Origin of the sequence: Shewanella waksmanii ATCC BAA-643 (genome assembly GCF_000518805.1) — a bacterium.
GTDB classification, from domain to species: domain Bacteria; phylum Pseudomonadota; class Gammaproteobacteria; order Enterobacterales; family Shewanellaceae; genus Shewanella; species Shewanella waksmanii.
Window position 1 is genome coordinate 1 of the sequence record NZ_JAEH01000017.1, and the last position, 15,813, is coordinate 15,813.

10 protein-coding genes are annotated in these 15,813 nt (G+C 46.0%); 6 read left to right on the forward strand and 4 right to left on the reverse strand.

The annotated features are described in order from the left end of the window. Positions 1-467: 467 nt before the first annotated feature. Together L865_RS0109920 and gltB are read right to left on the reverse strand one after the other, a co-directional pair. A complete protein-coding gene (locus tag L865_RS0109920) occupies positions 468-1,877 on the reverse strand; it encodes an FAD-dependent oxidoreductase (protein ID WP_028773092.1) in 1,410 nt (469 codons plus the stop codon). A gap of 6 nt (positions 1,878-1,883) precedes the next feature. Next, a complete protein-coding gene (gene gltB, locus L865_RS0109925) occupies positions 1,884-6,332 on the reverse strand; it encodes a glutamate synthase large subunit (RefSeq protein WP_028773093.1) in 4,449 nt (1,482 codons plus the stop codon). 498 nt (positions 6,333-6,830) lie between these two features. Here gltB and mnmL point away from each other — a divergent pair, with 498 nt between their 5' ends. The 3 genes from mnmL to oxyR all read left to right on the forward strand — a co-directional run bounded on the left by mnmL (position 6,831) and on the right by oxyR (position 9,421). After that, positions 6,831-7,781, forward strand: a complete 951-nt coding sequence (gene mnmL / locus L865_RS0109930; RefSeq protein ID WP_028773094.1) for a tRNA modification radical SAM protein MnmL/YtqA — start codon at positions 6,831-6,833, stop codon at positions 7,779-7,781. A gap of 146 nt (positions 7,782-7,927) precedes the next feature. Beyond that, positions 7,928-8,293: an Hpt domain-containing protein gene (locus L865_RS0109935; RefSeq protein WP_028773095.1), complete on the forward strand. Its 366-nt coding sequence runs from the start codon at positions 7,928-7,930 to the stop codon at positions 8,291-8,293. Between the two features lie 222 nt (positions 8,294-8,515). Then, positions 8,516-9,421 carry a hydrogen peroxide-inducible genes transcriptional activator OxyR gene (oxyR, locus tag L865_RS0109940; protein ID WP_028773096.1) on the forward strand — a complete coding sequence of 302 codons (906 nt, stop codon included), beginning with the start codon at positions 8,516-8,518 and terminating at the stop codon, positions 9,419-9,421. An 83-nt stretch (positions 9,422-9,504) separates the two neighbouring features. On the opposite strand, the gene L865_RS0109945 is transcribed toward oxyR, so the two are convergent. Continuing rightward, positions 9,505-10,578: an adenylate/guanylate cyclase domain-containing protein gene (locus L865_RS0109945; RefSeq protein ID WP_028773097.1), complete on the reverse strand. Its 1,074-nt coding sequence runs from the start codon at positions 10,576-10,578 to the stop codon at positions 9,505-9,507. Between the two features lie 119 nt (positions 10,579-10,697). Further along, on the reverse strand, positions 10,698-11,375 hold the full coding sequence (mutH, locus tag L865_RS0109950) for a DNA mismatch repair endonuclease MutH (protein WP_028773098.1): 678 nt from the start codon (positions 11,373-11,375) through the stop codon (positions 10,698-10,700). Positions 11,376-12,065: 690 nt separating this feature from the next. Here mutH and rppH point away from each other — a divergent pair. The 3 genes from rppH (at position 12,066) to L865_RS0109965 (ending at position 15,729) form a co-directional block, all read left to right on the forward strand. Beyond that, entirely contained in the window at positions 12,066-12,587 is a 522-nt protein-coding gene (rppH, locus tag L865_RS0109955) for an RNA pyrophosphohydrolase (protein WP_028773099.1), read from the forward strand. Positions 12,588-12,615: 28 nt separating this feature from the next. Further along, positions 12,616-14,853: a phosphoenolpyruvate--protein phosphotransferase gene (ptsP, locus tag L865_RS0109960; protein ID WP_028773100.1), complete on the forward strand. Its 2,238-nt coding sequence runs from the start codon at positions 12,616-12,618 to the stop codon at positions 14,851-14,853. Positions 14,854-14,925: 72 nt separating this feature from the next. After that, positions 14,926-15,729: a sulfite exporter TauE/SafE family protein gene (locus L865_RS0109965; protein ID WP_028773101.1), complete on the forward strand. Its 804-nt coding sequence runs from the start codon at positions 14,926-14,928 to the stop codon at positions 15,727-15,729. Positions 15,730-15,813 lie beyond the last annotated feature (84 nt).

The window sequence follows — 15,813 nt, forward strand, 5'->3', positions numbered from 1 at the left end:
AAGGCGAATGATTGAAACAATGGTTGTTCCCTTGTGAAATTATTCAACGCAGAAATAGGCAGCCTAAAACGCGCCAGAATGGCGAGTTTTAGCGATTCTGATGCTGTGTTAACGAGCTTAACCGTAGAATAACTATGCTCTTCACTCGTTGCAAACCACATGGATGTGGTGAATGTCATTAATGCACGACTATAGGGATATAGGAGGTAGGGTAACGCAGGAGCAGTTACCGAGGAGCATTTAAGGACCTTACCTCAGAACCGCTAAATTCTCGCTGAGTGACTAAATGTTTATACTGATTGGTATAATAGTCTAGTGTGCAGAGATTTGTGTGACTCAAAGGCCATATTAATTGCTCAATGCACCGGTTAAGGCTGGCTTTGGGCTGGGCTGCTGTGCTTTTGAAAGGGCAAAAAAAAGCGCTTCAGCTTATCCAGCGTGAAGCGCAAACTCACAAGCAAACTTTATTATTCAGATAAATAGTTCAAAATGCCCATTGCCGCATCACGACCTTCGGCGATCGCGGTGACCACTAAGTCAGAGCCGCGTACCATGTCACCACCGGCAAAGACTTTGGCGTTAGTGGTTTGGAATGGGTTATCAGCTACTTTAGGCGCAGTGACTAATCCCCATTCGTTAAGCTCAATACCAAAGTCGCCTAACCATTTGGCGGGACTAGGTTGGAAACCAAAAGCAATTACCAACGCATCAGTGGCTATCAGCTGTTCACTACCGGCAATCGGTTGTGGACGACGACGGCCGCTATCATCGGGCTCACCCAGTGCAGTCTCAATGCACTCAATGGCGGTCACTACACCATCTTCGGTCTTAATCGATGTAGGTTGGCGATTGAATAGGAATTCAACCCCTTCCTCTTTAGCGTTTTGTACTTCACGGCGCGAACCCGGCATGTTTTCTTCATCGCGGCGATAGACACAAGTTACTTTGCTTGCACCTTGGCGTACCGCGGTGCGCACACAGTCCATGGCGGTATCACCGCCACCGAGCACCACAACTTGCTTACCGGCTAAGTTTAGATAAGGCGCATCATCACTTTGGGTGCCCATTACATGGTGGGTGTTGCCAATGAGGTAAGGCAGGGCTTGATGAACGCCTTGAGCATCTTCACCTTCTAGGCGAGCCTGCATTGGCGTATAGGTTCCCATTCCCAAAAAGACGGCGTCGTATTCATCGACTAAGGTTTGGAAGTCGATATCTTCGCCGATAGTGACCCCTAGCTTAAATTCGATACCCATACCTTCCATCACGCTGCGACGAGTCGCCATAACGGCCTTATCGAGCTTAAATGATGGAATACCATAGGTAAGCAAGCCACCAATTTGCGGGTGCTTGTCATAAACGACGGCTTTAATACCGTTTCTTGCCAAAATATCCGCACAGCCAAGACCTGCAGGGCCAGCACCAATAATCGCAACGCGCTCGGTGCGGGCGGTGACCTTGCTCATATCTGGGCGCCAGCCTTGGGCGATGGCGGTATCGGTAATGTATTTTTCAACATTACCAATGGTCACGGCACCAAACTCATCATTAAGGGTACAAGCACCTTCACACAGGCGATCTTGTGGGCATACACGACCACAAATCTCTGGCAGTGTATTGGTCTCATGTACCAGATCAGCCGCTTCAAGGATACGTCCTTGTTTAGCCAAGTTTAGCCAGTTAGGAATGTAGTTGTGCAGTGGACACTTCCATTCACAATACGGGTTACCACAGTCTAGGCAGCGATCGGCTTGCTCTTTAACTTGTGGCTGTGCAAACGGTTGATAAATCTCAATGAACTGAGTAGCACGTTGCTGCACCGGGTGTTTCGTTGGGTCTTTACGTCCCACTTCAATAAACTGGAAATCATTACTCATCTGAAGTTACCCCGCTACCACAGTCAGTTCTGGTTCTGAACGTTCTAACTTCAATAAGTCAGATACTTCGGCACTTTTTGGCTTAACTAGTACAAAACAATCGAGCCAGTTTTCAAAATCTTGCAGTAACATCTTGGCATGTTCGCTGCCCGTTTCACGGGCATGCTCTTCAATTAAGCCGCGTAAGTGCTGCTGGTGAACAGGCGATGACACTTTTTGGGTATCAACGAGTTCAGTATTAACGCGACGACCAAAGCGGCCAAAGCGGTCAAATACATAGGCAAATCCGCCAGTCATCCCGGCACCGAAGTTCACCCCAGTTTTGCCTAGCACCACCACGATACCACCGGTCATGTATTCGCAACCGTTATCACCTAGTCCTTCCACTACCGCGATAGCGCCAGAGTTACGTACCCCAAAACGCTCGCCAGCTTGACCAGCAGCAAAGAACTTACCGCCTGAGGCACCATAAAGGCAGGTGTTACCCACAATCGCTGAGCGTTCACTTTGGAAAGTACTGCCTAGTGGAGGGAAGATAGTGATCTTACCGCCGGCCATGCCTTTACCGACATAGTCGTTAGCATCACCGCGCAGGTTAAGCTCAACTCCAGGGCTATTCCAAACCCCGAAACTTTGTCCGGCGCTGCCGCTAAAGTTGACTTCAATAGGTTGTTTAGCGCCATCGCGACCAACATGGGTGGCAATGTAGCCAGATAGGCTGGCACCTACTGAACGGTCGGTATTATTAATTTCAAAGCGGCCTTGATAGCCTTCACCGGCATCAATAGCAGATTTAGCCGCAGCAACAACCTTTTGGTTTAACTCACCTTTATCTGATGGCGGATTGATCTCTTGCCATATATGCGATGAGCCGGCAGGTACTGTTGGCTTGTACAAAATGGCTGATAAATCCAGTTGACGTTGCTTATCAGTTTCACCTTCGATGGCAGATAGCCATTCGCTACGGCCGACTAAATCTTCAAATTTAGACACACCTAACGTGGCCATCCATTCACGGATTTCTTGGGCGACAAACTCGAAATAGGTCATCACGCGCTCAGGCAAACCGTGATAGTGATTGTCACGTAAGGTCTTGTTTTGTGTCGCTACGCCAGTGGCACAGTTGTTGAGGTGACAAATACGAAGATACTTACAGCCAAGCGCAATCATTGGCACTGTACCAAAACCAAAGCTTTCTGCGCCAAGTAGTGCTGCTTTAATCACGTCGGTACCGGTTTTTAGTCCACCGTCGACCTGTAAGCGAATTTTATGGCGTAGGCCGTTGGCAACCAGTGATTGGTGCACTTCGGCTAAACCAAGCTCCCATGGACTACCGGCATATTTCACTGAGGTAATTGGGCTAGCGCCGGTACCGCCATCATAACCAGAGACGGTGATCATATCAGCGTAAGCTTTGGCTACGCCGGTGGCGATAGTGCCGACACCTGGCTCGGAAACCAGTTTGACTGACACTAAGGCTTTCGGGTTAATTTGTTTCAAATCGAAGATCAGCTGGGCTAAATCTTCAATCGAGTAGATATCATGATGCGGCGGTGGTGAAATCAGGGTGACACCTGGGCGAGCATTACGCAGCGCTGCAATCTCGACACTGACTTTATGGCCAGGTAGTTGACCACCTTCACCGGGTTTCGCGCCTTGTGCCACTTTAATTTGCAATACTTCGGCATTAACAAGGTAGTGTGCGGTGACACCAAATCGGCCTGAGGCGATCTGTTTAATTGCTGAGTTACGCTCAGAGTTAAAACGCTTAGGATCTTCTCCGCCTTCACCTGAGTTTGAGCGACCGCCGAGGCGGTTCATGGCCACTGCCAGCGCTTCATGGGCTTCTGGGCTGAGGGCACCGATACTCATTGCCGCACTATCGAAGCGTGGATAGAGCGATTGCGCAGATTCGACATCGTTGATATCAATGGCATCTTGCTCGGCATTGACCTTAATTAAGTCACGTAGCGTAGCCACAGGGCGGTCATCAACCAATTGAGTAAAGCGCTTGTAGCTTGGATAATCTTTGCTTGCTAGGCTTTGCTGTAGGGTGTTGACGACATCTGGGTTGAAGCAATGGTATTCACCGCCTTCAACATACTTTAACAGGCCGCCTTGCGACAATGGCTGGTGGGCGCGGAAAGCATGCTTATGCAGCACTTGCTGATCTTGCTCTAGTAAATCAAAGTTTGCGCCTGCTATACGGCTAATGACCCCCTTAAAGCACAAGTCGACCACTTCGTCTGCCAAACCAATAGCTTCAAACTGTTGGCTACAGCGGTAGGAGCCAACGGTACTGATGCCCATTTTAGACATGATTTTGCGCAGGCCTTTATCGATACCTTGGCGGAAGTTAAGCATCAGTTTTTGGGTTTGCTCTATGCCTTGGCTTTTCGCCATGCCCGAGATGCTTTCGTAAGCCAAATAAGGATAGATGGCGGTTGCGCCAAATCCTAATAGTACGGCAAAGTGGTGCGGATCGCGGGCCGAAGCGGTTTCAACAATGATGTTGGTATCGCAGCGCAAGCTCTTATCGACTAAGGTGCGCTGTACGGCGCCAACCGCCATCGCTGCAGGAACCACTTGCTTGTTTTTGCAGGTGGCGCGGTCAGATAATATCAATAGCGTGGTGCCAGTACGGGCTAAACGCTCAGCTTCATCACATAGACGGACGATAGCGGCTTCTAAGCCCTCTGATAGATCATAATTAAGATCTAATGTGTTGGCGCGATAATAAGTTGAATCCAGTGCCAGTAGCTGATTGAAATCGCTAAATAACAAAATAGGTGAGTTAAACATGACGCGATAGGCATGGCCTGTCGTTTCATTAAAGAGGTTCTGCTCACGGCCCACACAGGTCGCTAATGACATTACGTGCTTTTCACGTAATGGATCAATTGGTGGGTTAGTGACTTGGGCAAACTTCTGGCGGAAGTAGTCATAAATGGTACGAGACTTCTTCGACAGCACCGCCATAGGGGTATCATCACCCATGGAACCTGTGGCTTCTTCGCCTTTTTGCGCCAGTACCCACAGCACTTGCTCTAGCTCTTCACGGGAGTAACCAAATTGTTTTTGGTACTGCAGTAAGGTTTCTTTAGAAAAATCACTGACACCTTGCGCCTCTGCCGGCATATCTTCAGCTGCGGTGAGTTGGCGACTATTTTTCTTCATCCACTCTTTATACGGGTGGCGGCGCTTAAGGTCGTTATCAATTTCAAATGACGAATATAGCTGGCCGTTTAGTGTATCGAGTACTAATAATTCACCAGGTCCAACGCGACCTTTTTCGACTACTTCGTCTGGCGCGTAGTCCCAGATACCAATTTCTGAAGCCAATGTCAGGATACGATCTTTGGTGATCACATAGCGTGATGGACGCAGACCATTACGGTCAACCGCACACGCAACATGGCGGCCGTTGGTCATCACAATACCAGCTGGTCCATCCCAAGGTTCCATGTGCATCGAGTTGAAGTCATAAAAGGCTTTCAGCTCTTCATCCATTTCTGGATTACTCTGCCATGCAGGTGGAATCAACAGGCGCATAGCACGGTACAAATCCATACCACCGGCTAACAGCATTTCTAGCATGTTATCTAGCGATGAGGAGTCAGATCCGGTTTCGTTAACAAACGGCGCTGCTTGTTGTAAATCGGCAAGTAGCGGTGCATTAAACTTATACGCACGGGCGCGGGCCCATTGTCTATTACCGGTAATGGTATTAATTTCGCCGTTGTGGGCTAAGTAACGGAAAGGTTGTGCTAACGGCCACTTAGGCGAGGTATTCGTTGAGAAACGTTGATGGAACAAACAAATTGAGCTTTGTAGGCGGATATCCGCTAAGTCAGCGTAAAAGGCTGGCAGGTCTGCGGGCATCATTAGGCCCTTATACACAATAACCTGACCAGACAAGCTGGCAACGTAAAAATCTTTATCATGGGTGAGCTGCTGCTCAAGGCGACGTCTGGCCATATAGAGGCGTCGCTCTAAATCTTTTTCTCGCCAACCAATCGGGGCGTTAATCAGTACTTGATAAATCTGCGGTAGGCTTGCTTTACCAATCGGACCCAGTACATCAGCATCGACGGGTACCTTGCGCCATCCGGCAACACTTAATGTTTCTTTTTCTAGTTCTCGTTCTAGTAGTTGTTGTGCTTGTTCTGCAAGTTCATCATCTTGACTTAGAAACAGCATACCGACAGCAAATTTGCGACTTAAATGCCAATCATTCTCTTCGGCAATGGCCTCAAAGAGCTTAATTGGAAGTTGCATAAGCAAACCGCAGCCATCACCTGTGCGACCATCGGCAGCAATACCGCCGCGATGTTTCATGCGATCTAAACCATGAATAGCCGTTCTAACAATACGGTGACTAGGTTCACCGTCCATTTGGGCTATCAAGCCAAAGCCACAGTTGTCTCTCTCGAAACTGGGGTGATACAAGCTCATACACAAACCTCCCTAAAACATTCCAAATACAACTCGGGGAAATTTAATAATTTAGTTCTTATAGATATGCACCCGAACCACCCAAATTAACTTTTCATGTAGCAAAGGTCAAACATATTAAATGCATAAAACATGACTAGAAATGTGCAATTCATACGCTTGTTATAGCTGCTTTACGTTAACGTTAACTGAAAATTAATGTGTATAACCTTATGAATAAAAAGAATTTTGAAATCTACCGGATGCTTTGTTTACCAAATTGTAACAAACTGGTCTATTGTTTTTTATTTCAAAAAAATGATTTTTATTGCACGCACAGTGGTTTTGATACAAGTGTTTTATGTGACTAAGTATTCAAGTTTGCCAATTTAGTGAGTTAGGTCACTCAGACAAGGTGTTGATAGTTAAATGCTAATGTAAAGATCTTTGATATACCGCTAAGTTTTTCTACTCATATTGGAGTAGGATCACTATCTTATACATCATTGAGGAATAGCGGTGGGGCTGGATAGTTTCGTCAATACCTTTGGCGCGATATGTAAGCATAAGCATGGCGAACGCCTGCGCAAATTGACCATAGACGCCAAGTTTACTTGCCCAAATCGAGATGGTTCGCTGGGTAAAGGTGGTTGCACCTTTTGTAATGTGGCCTCTTTTAGTCACGAACATGGCACAGAAAAATCGATTGTGGAGCAACTTGCAGAGGGTAGGGCGAGGCTTCAGGGTAAGTCGAGCAAGTATTTTGCCTATTTCCAAGCGTATACCAGTACTTATGATGAATATCGGGTACTTAAAGCTAAGTATGATGAAGCGATTCAAGATCCTGACATTATCGGTTTATTTGTTGGCACTCGGCCTGATTGTGTTCCCGATGAGGTGATTGAATTATTGGCAGGTTACCAAGCCAAGGGCTTAGAAGTCTGGCTTGAACTGGGTTTGCAAACCGCCAACGAAGCAACATTGAAACGGATTAACCGCGGTCATGGTTTTGCTGAGTACAAAGATACCGTGACCCGTGCACGCGCTGCAGGGCTTAAAGTCTGCACTCATATGATCCTTGGGTTGCCAGGCGAAACCCACAGTGACTACCTCAATACCTTGGAGCTGGTGTTAGCGCACGGCGTGGATGGTCTTAAAATTCATCCGTTGCATATTGTTGAGGGCAGTACCTTAGCTAAGGCATGGCGCGCCGATAAGTTAACGCTATTAAGCAAAGATGGTTATGCCGCTAGTGTGGGTGAGCTGATTAGACACACACCAAAAGAAGTCATTTTTCATCGAGTTACAGCCTATGCCAAAAAACCGGTTCTGTTGGCACCGGATTGGTGCGGGTTTCGATGGGATGGATTAGTGGCGATTGTTAACAACCTTGAAAAGCATGGCGGACAGGGTCACTACCTGCAATCTTATTGTTGTTCGAAAAGTGTACGGATGGTTGCAAATCAATAATTTAATTAAATTTTAGTTAATAAGAAGTTAAATTTTTAGTGAATTTATCGCCAATCGCTGCATTTAGTTGCACATGCAATTATTGCGGGTATGATGTGGTAAATAGTTTTTTATACAGACAGTATTATTTCGAGAGGTGCCTTGATATGGCAACAGCTGAGTTAGAATCAATTCTAGATCTTAACACCTTAGAGCAATATTGCAGTGCGATTGGCGCTGGCACTTTGCTAAAAAGTGTCGTTTTATTCGAGCAGCTAATGCCAGAATATGTAGGTAATCTAGTTAATGCTAAAGAAGCGCAAGACAAAGATACCTTATGTTCAGAAGCACATAAGTTTAAAGGCGCTGCAGGTTCTGTCGGTTTAAAACGAATTCAGCAGTTCGCACAGTTACTTCAACATGGCGAAGAAGCAAACTGGGCAGAAAAGCATAGCGAATGGCTACAAGAGATTGTTGACCACGCTAATGCTGATTTAGCTGAGCTAAAACAGTATTTGGAATCTAAAGCGTAAATACTCGCGCTAGAGATAAGAAAACCTTCGCATTGTCAATGTGAAGGTTTTTTTTTACCCCAAATTGACTGAGACATAGTTTAGCGCTCAACTTCGCTGAGCGAGTGGTAACAACTCCGATAGTAGTCACAAAACCAACATTAGGTATATGATGCAATTGATCAAGCTGTGTTACAGTTGGATAGAATTTACAAATAAACCTTGAGGCTGGTAATCGATTTTATGAAACATTTACCGAGTTTGAAAAATCTATTTTATCTGGTCAATCTTCACCACGAGCAAAACTTCAATAGAGCGGCTAAAGTCTGCTTTGTTAGTCAGTCGACGCTATCAAGTGGTATTCAAAACTTAGAAGAGCAGCTTGGCCATCAGTTAATTGAACGCGACCATAAATCGTTTATTTTCACCGCTATTGGTGAGGAAGTGGTACAGCGGGCACGCAAGTTACTCACTGATGTTGACGACCTCGTTGAACTGGTCAAGCATCAAGGTGAGCCAATGACAGGCGACATTCGTTTAGGGTGCATCCCTACGATTGCGCCGTTTTTGTTAAGCCGCGTTGTTAAGCATTGTCACCAAGCTTATCCGGATTTAACCCTGCTATTAAAAGAAGATACCACTGAGCGCTTGCTCGATGCATTAGGCAAAGGTGAGTTAGATCTGCTGCTATTAGCGTTGCCTGTTGATACTGCGGGTTATCATAGTATGAAGGTGGGTATCGACCCATTTAAGCTCGTGGTGCATGAAGAGATGTCTGATGATATTCACGAACCATTAGATTATCACGCACTGCCAGATGAAAGCATTTTCTTATTACAGGCTGAGCACTGTATTACCGGCCATGCCATTAGTGCTTGTAGCCTTGGTGATAGTGAGAAAATCAATCCGTTTGCCGCAACCAGCTTGCACACCTTAGTGCAGATGGTAAACAGCAAATTAGGGACAACCTTCTTGCCACAAATGGCCATCGATGCAGGCATTTTAACTGACACTGACTTAGTGGCGAAACACCCACCCGGTGAAGCACCTTATCGTGATATTGGGCTGGTATGGCGTCAAACGTCGAGCCGCATTTTGACATTCAGAACGTTGGGATTAGATATCCAGTCATTGTTGGCGCGGGACTAATCAGACAAGCGGCGTATCTACGCCGCTATTTTTAGCGGACTAAATGAGCATAAACGCCTTGGCTGAGTATGGCGTTGCGTGTGTTAGTTTTCTTTGCGCTTAACGCCAAATACTTCAATAGAATGTTGTTTGCCTTTGAGCTTCATTGGCCCAAGACTTTCCAACTTATATTGACTGTTGGTATTGTCGAGACGCGACTCTAGTGATCCTGAAATCAACATACGTTGTCCAAGCGGATTACATTGATCCTGCAGGCGGGCTAGGGTGTTGAGTACGTCACTAAAGAAGCTAATTTCTTGCTTTTGTACACCGACCACTGCCGCAACCACTTGGCCACAATGTGCCGCAGCTTTGAACTTAGGCACAAAGCCGTATTGTTCTTCAAAATACTGGCGTTGCCAATTGAGCTGCTGACTGAATTCATAGTAAATATTAAAGCTTCTGTCTTTGACAATCCCTTCATCTAATGGCCAATGGATTAAAACTGCATCGCCCATATAGCGATAGATCTCGGCTTCATTGTTGACCACTGTATCCGATAGCAGACTAAAGCAGTCTTGAATGAGTCGGCTAAAACGGTAATCACCTAAAGATTCAGCGTGAGTGGTTGAAGCGACCATGTCTAAATACAAGAACAAACGTTGCTCATATCGGGGTTTGTGATATTTACCCAGGCCGATATTAAACAGGACCCGCGGGCCAACCAATAGTGCCATTTGTTCGATAAAAGCTAAACCGACACGAACTACGACTAAATAGATGATAAGCGCTTGAAATGAAGGACTGTAGAGCACATGTGCGGTGAGCATTTGCCGCAATGTTGTCATGTGATTTTCAATCGCCCACATATTAAGGAATTGGGTGATGTAGGCTAAGGTCGTTGCACCTAAGAGTAAAAATAGCCCTTTAAAAATAACCGAGAACAGATAGGGTAAACGGTTAATGGCGCTGAAGTCGGCAATCAGGTTCGACATCCAATGCAGGCTGCCAAAAATAATCCCCATATAGATAGCCAGCGTTGCCAGATCGGCACTACCCACAGCCCACTGTGGAAGTTCGGGCGCTTGAGCATAGCGGAAGAAGACAAAAGCCACCATGGCAATTGTCCAAGCAAAAATCGCAAATATTAGCTTTTTGACTTGTATACGCGCTCTCACGACAGGAATTTCAACCTAATACTGCAAAAATTTCAGGATGCGCTAGTTTATAGAATATACCCCTATGATTACCAGTAGTATTTGTGATCTTGGTCAAATGATCGGCGGATCTTTTGCGCTTAATGACCAAAATGACGCGCAAGGATGTTTTGCGTAAAAGGAATCTTCAAATAAAAGCCCCTTGGGTTAGTGAGCTTAGTCTGGCCGTCGCTGGCAACACTGGCGGTAACAGACTGGCTATTGGCACCTTTAGGACGCAGTTGCAGTACTTCACCGTGCCTGGCTGTGATGTGCTCAACTTGCCCCATTGCTATCAGTTCCATGATCTCTTCCCAGTCCTGTTTAATCTGGGCAAATTCCTCAGCAGATGGCGTCCATAGAATTGGCATGCCTATGCGGCGATCGCCTACGGCAATACTGCGTTCACCTTCGATGGGAATCCATAACACCCGCTGTAGCTTGTGAAACACTAAGCTATCTTGCCAGCGCAAACCTTGAATATCGACCAAAGGCGCAACTGTCACATAGGTTGTCTCAATGGGCTTGCCATTGCGATCAATCGGAATGGTTTTTAGCTCAACACCTAAATGCAGAAAATCTTGTTCGGGTTTGGAGCCAGCAACAGCACCAAGTTCGTGTTCGATTAATTGGCCCACCCAGCCTTTGTCTCTTTTCAGGTTCTCAGGCACCGTGATGCCATGCAGCTGACTAATTTGACCTAAAGACAATCCGGCCATATCTGTGGCGCGCTGCATCAGCTCGTGTAGATCTTTTGGGGGTTGGGGTTTGGTTTTCATAGCCGAATCATAGCGATTTTTACTGTATTAGCCAACGAGAGTAAAAATTGAACAGTGATAAATGGGCGAGTTATTCACTGAACCTCTGTTGCTTAACTCTCTGTTTTTAAATTGCTTAATCCTCATCTGTGTTTAAGTGTATGGCAATTTGATCGACTTACTCGCCGATTTCCCCAGCTTTGCCAACATAGTTATCCACAGTTTTATTGGATAACTATCATTTTTGTACTGATAACCACGACCCAAAGTGTTTGTCAACGCAATAAATTGCCGCTGAGAATAAAAAAACGTCCAATATATAGCTTGAGGTGTGAATAACATTTGGGGTTTTTAGTATTTCTGATGAACAAGTTTGTCTTGGTTGATTTTTGTTCGATCTAACAGGTTCGAGGTAGATGTTAACAAGGTTTTTATTTTAAATTGTTTTAATACAGTGCTTTATGGTTTGTTCGTGTCGTGGCAGCTAGATCTTTTTTAGATTAATTAATCGTCTTAATTGAGGTTTAACAAAGTTTCAAACAGAGATATCCACAGATTTTGTGGATATCATTGCTTGATTAGCCCTTGTGTTGTGTATAAATATAAATAAAGGTGTTTTTTATCCAACGATTATCTGGTAAGAGGGAATTGCCTCCGATCCCGCTTTGTGAAACAATCGATGTATATAAAAAATTTCATATTGGAGTCCATGTGATTGATAGTGACGGCTTTCGTGCAAATGTAGGCATCATTATCTGTAATCGCTTTGGGCAGGTTATGTGGGCTAGAAGATTTGGTCAGCATTCCTGGCAGTTTCCACAAGGTGGCGTAGATGACGGTGAATCACCTGAACAAGCCATGTTTCGGGAGTTGTATGAAGAGGTAGGATTGAAGCCTGAGCATGTTAAGGTGTTAACTTCTACTCGTTCCTGGTTGCGTTATAGATTGCCCAAAAGATTAATTAGGCAAGACAGTAAACCCCTTTGTATTGGGCAAAAACAAAAGTGGTTTTTATTACAATTAAAGAGTGATGAAAGTGCCGTTGACTTAAATGCGTGCGGTCATCCAGAATTTGATGATTGGCGTTGGGTCAGTTATTGGTATCCTGTGCGGCAAGTTGTGTCGTTTAAACGCGATGTATACCGTAAGGTAATGAAAGAGTTTGCGCCAGTAACTTTGGCACTGCAAAACAAAGAGTCACATGGAGGACGCAAGCGCGGCCGTCGCAGGTAATTTGACACAAAGATTAAGGGAGTGACAGGTGTTAACGATACTGAGAGATATCACTATGGCTGTGGCCGCAGCTGATGATTTTGCTACCGCGCTTTCCTTATTGGTGTCGCAAACCAAAAAAGCCATGCAAACTCAGTGTTGTTCACTCTATCTGCTTGAAGAACAACAGTTAGTATTGTCGGCAACCGATGGTCTTGCACCGCAGGCTGTCGGCAAAGTTAAAATGCCCCTCACTCAAGGCCTAGTGGGATTAGTTGCCCAGCGAGAAGAACCAATCAACCTAGCTGATGCCCATCAGCATCCGCGTTTCAAAATTTTTGAAGAAGCCAGTGAAGAGTCCTACTGCTCTTTTCTTGCGGTGCCGATTATTCATCAGAAACAGATCTTGGGTGTGTTGGTTGTCCAGCAAATCCAGCAACGCCAATTTAGTGAGTCAGAAGAAGCCTTCTTAATGACCTTAGCTGCGCAATTAGCAATGGCGGTAAGGGCTCAGCGAAAAAAGAAAGTCGTCAGTCAAACTCAAGCACAGATGTTGTATCACGGCACCAAAGCTGCCAGTGGTGTGGTTATTGGCCATGCCTTGGTGCTAGGTGGTGAAATTGACATTGTTCAACCCTCTAAGCGTAGTGAAGATACAGATGGTGAGTTGGCATTACTAGCAAAAGCACTAAAAAGCTGTAAAGAAACCATTAGCTCGATATCGCAACGCTTCGATCGGGAACAAGAGGTGGAAATTCAGTCGATATTCTCAGCCTTATTGTTGCTGCTCGAAGACAGTAGTTTGGGTGGAGAGTACCGCCAAGAGGTGCTGCAAGGCTGGACGGCAGTCTCGGCAGTTAGCCAAGTCTCGTTAAAGTATATCAATCAGTTCATGCAGATGGATGACGCTTACCTTAAAGAGCGCGCCAGTGATATCCGCGAGCTCGGCCAGCGTGTATTACGCGAGCTGATTGAACCGCAACGGATAAATTTGCAGCTGGATGTACCGGTAGTATTGGTAACCAAAGAAGCCACTGCAACCATGTTAGCTGAATTTCCTCGGCATAAATTAGTCGGCATTGTGACCGAAACCGGTGGGGTAAATTCCCATGCGGCAATCTTGGCACGCGCAATGGGTGTGCCTGCAGTAATAGGTGTTGAAGGGGTATTAAATGCCGGCCTTGATGGCAAACAAGTTATTGTCAATGCCGATCGTGGTCAGCTATTGGTGTCTCCGACTGAGACCATGGTGGGTGAGTACCGTAGTCTCATTTCAGCCCAGCGAGCCCTAGCCGATGAGTTTGCTAAAGAGTTACCCTTACCGGCGCAGACCTGCGATGGTAAACGTATTCATTTGTACCTTAATGCGGGTTTGTTAAGCTCACTGTCGTCGGAGATTGCCGAGGGCGCTGACGGAATTGGTTTATATCGCACCGAAATTCCGTTTATGCTGCAATCGCGTTTCCCCAGTGAGGCGGAGCAAGTTGATGTTTATCGTCAAGTATTACAAGCCGCCGAAAGCCGACCTGTGGTGATGCGTACCTTAGATGTGGGTGGCGATAAACCACTACCTTACTTCCCTATTTCTGAAGAGAACCCCTTTTTAGGCTGGCGCGGTATCCGATTATCCCTTGACCATCCTGAGCTTTTCTTAGTGCAGTTACGGGCGATGTTACAGGCATCGCAGTCGAGCGACCAACTACACATACTGCTCCCTATGGTCAGTAGCCTTGATGAGATAGATCAGGCATTAGCTTATCTAGAGCAAGCCTATCAAGAGTTGCGGCTTGACTTAGGCTTAGATATTCAGCGGCCGAAAGTTGGCATTATGCTTGAGGTGCCAGCGCTACTTTATCAACTAGCTCAAGTGGCAGCTAAAGTTGATTATGTGTCAGTAGGCTCCAACGATTTAACTCAATATTTATTGGCCGTCGACCGTAATAACCCTCGGGTGAGTACCTTGTATGACTGTTATCACCCGGGCATATTGCGAGCACTGCAACGGGCACGGCAAGATTGTCACACCTATGATTTACCTATCAGTGTGTGTGGGGAACTCGCAGGGGAGCCCATTGGGGTCATATTGCTGGTGGCCATGGGCTACGATCAATTGAGTATGAACCAAGGTAGCTTAGCGAAGATTAATTATTTGCTGCGCCGAGTCTCTACCACTGACTTAACTGAGCTACTCAGCATTGCTTTGAGTTTAAGTAATGGTGGCCAAGTTAAACAGCTAGTGACGCAATATTTTGCTGATAAAGGATTAGATTCTTTTTTAGTGAGTTGATGCGTTGGTATTAGTGGCCAATTGCTTTAAGCTATGGCCATCTTAGTGAACCCCAAAACGAGTTAGATCGCCGTGGATGCCCTTGTTTATCTAGTTATCTCCTGCTTAGCTTTAGGCGCCCTTATCGGTTTTATGGCGGGGTTATTGGGCATTGGTGGCGGCATTATCGCTGTACCGTTTCTGCTATATTTATTGCCAAGCGTAGGCGTTGACGGCGCACATCTTACCCATGTGGCAATTGCGACCTCACTGGCAGCAATTATTTTAACTTCTATCTCTTCCGCCCGTGCCCATCACCGCCGCGGCAATATTCCATGGCATTTGTTTAAAGTCATGTTGCCGGGCTTGGCGCTTGGTGCCGTTTCTGCTGGGTTTATTGCCCAGCAGATTAGCTCAGATCTGTTAAGACAAGCATTTGCACTATTTGTTATCTTGATGGCGATTCAAATGGTGTTTCCGTTTAAACCAACGAGCAACAACAAGCCTATGCCAGCGAACGTGATACTGTTTGTGGTTGCTGCCGCTATCGCTATTATTGCAGCTTTAATGGGCATCGGTGGCGGTATTTTGTTGGTCCCGTTTTTAACATGGTGCGGACTGCAGATGCGCCAATCGATAGGGTTTTCGGCAGCGACGGGTTTTCTCATCGCCTTGTTTGGCAGTTTAAGTTATGTCGTCGCCGGCTGGCAGGTGGATGATCTTCCACCATGGACACTTGGCTATGTGTATTTGCCCGCTTTACTCGGCATAGTTTCAACGTCGATGTTGATGGCGCCAGTAGGGGCGAAAGCGGCGAGTCATTGGCCGACCAGTTATTTAAAAAAAGCATTCGCAGTACTATTGATAATTACTGGCGTGAAGCTAGTACTCGCTTAGTGTTAAACTCGCGATATGATAAAAATGATTAATTGTTGTTCTGCCGTTTAGGTACTGACAACATGGCAACTGTATTGTAGGAAA

Excerpts from the sequence above, each read along its gene's own strand:
- L865_RS0109920 (WP_028773092.1), bottom strand. The coding sequence starts at position 1,877 with ATGAGTAATGATTTCCAGTTTATTGAAGTGGGACGTAAAGACCCAACG.
- gltB (WP_028773093.1), bottom strand. The coding sequence starts at position 6,332 with ATGAGCTTGTATCACCCCAGTTTCGAGAGAGACAACTGTGGCTTTGGC.
- L865_RS0109935 (WP_028773095.1), top strand. The coding sequence starts at position 7,928 with ATGGCAACAGCTGAGTTAGAATCAATTCTAGATCTTAACACCTTAGAG.
- oxyR (WP_028773096.1), top strand. The coding sequence starts at position 8,516 with ATGAAACATTTACCGAGTTTGAAAAATCTATTTTATCTGGTCAATCTT.
- mutH (WP_028773098.1), bottom strand. The coding sequence starts at position 11,375 with ATGAAAACCAAACCCCAACCCCCAAAAGATCTACACGAGCTGATGCAG.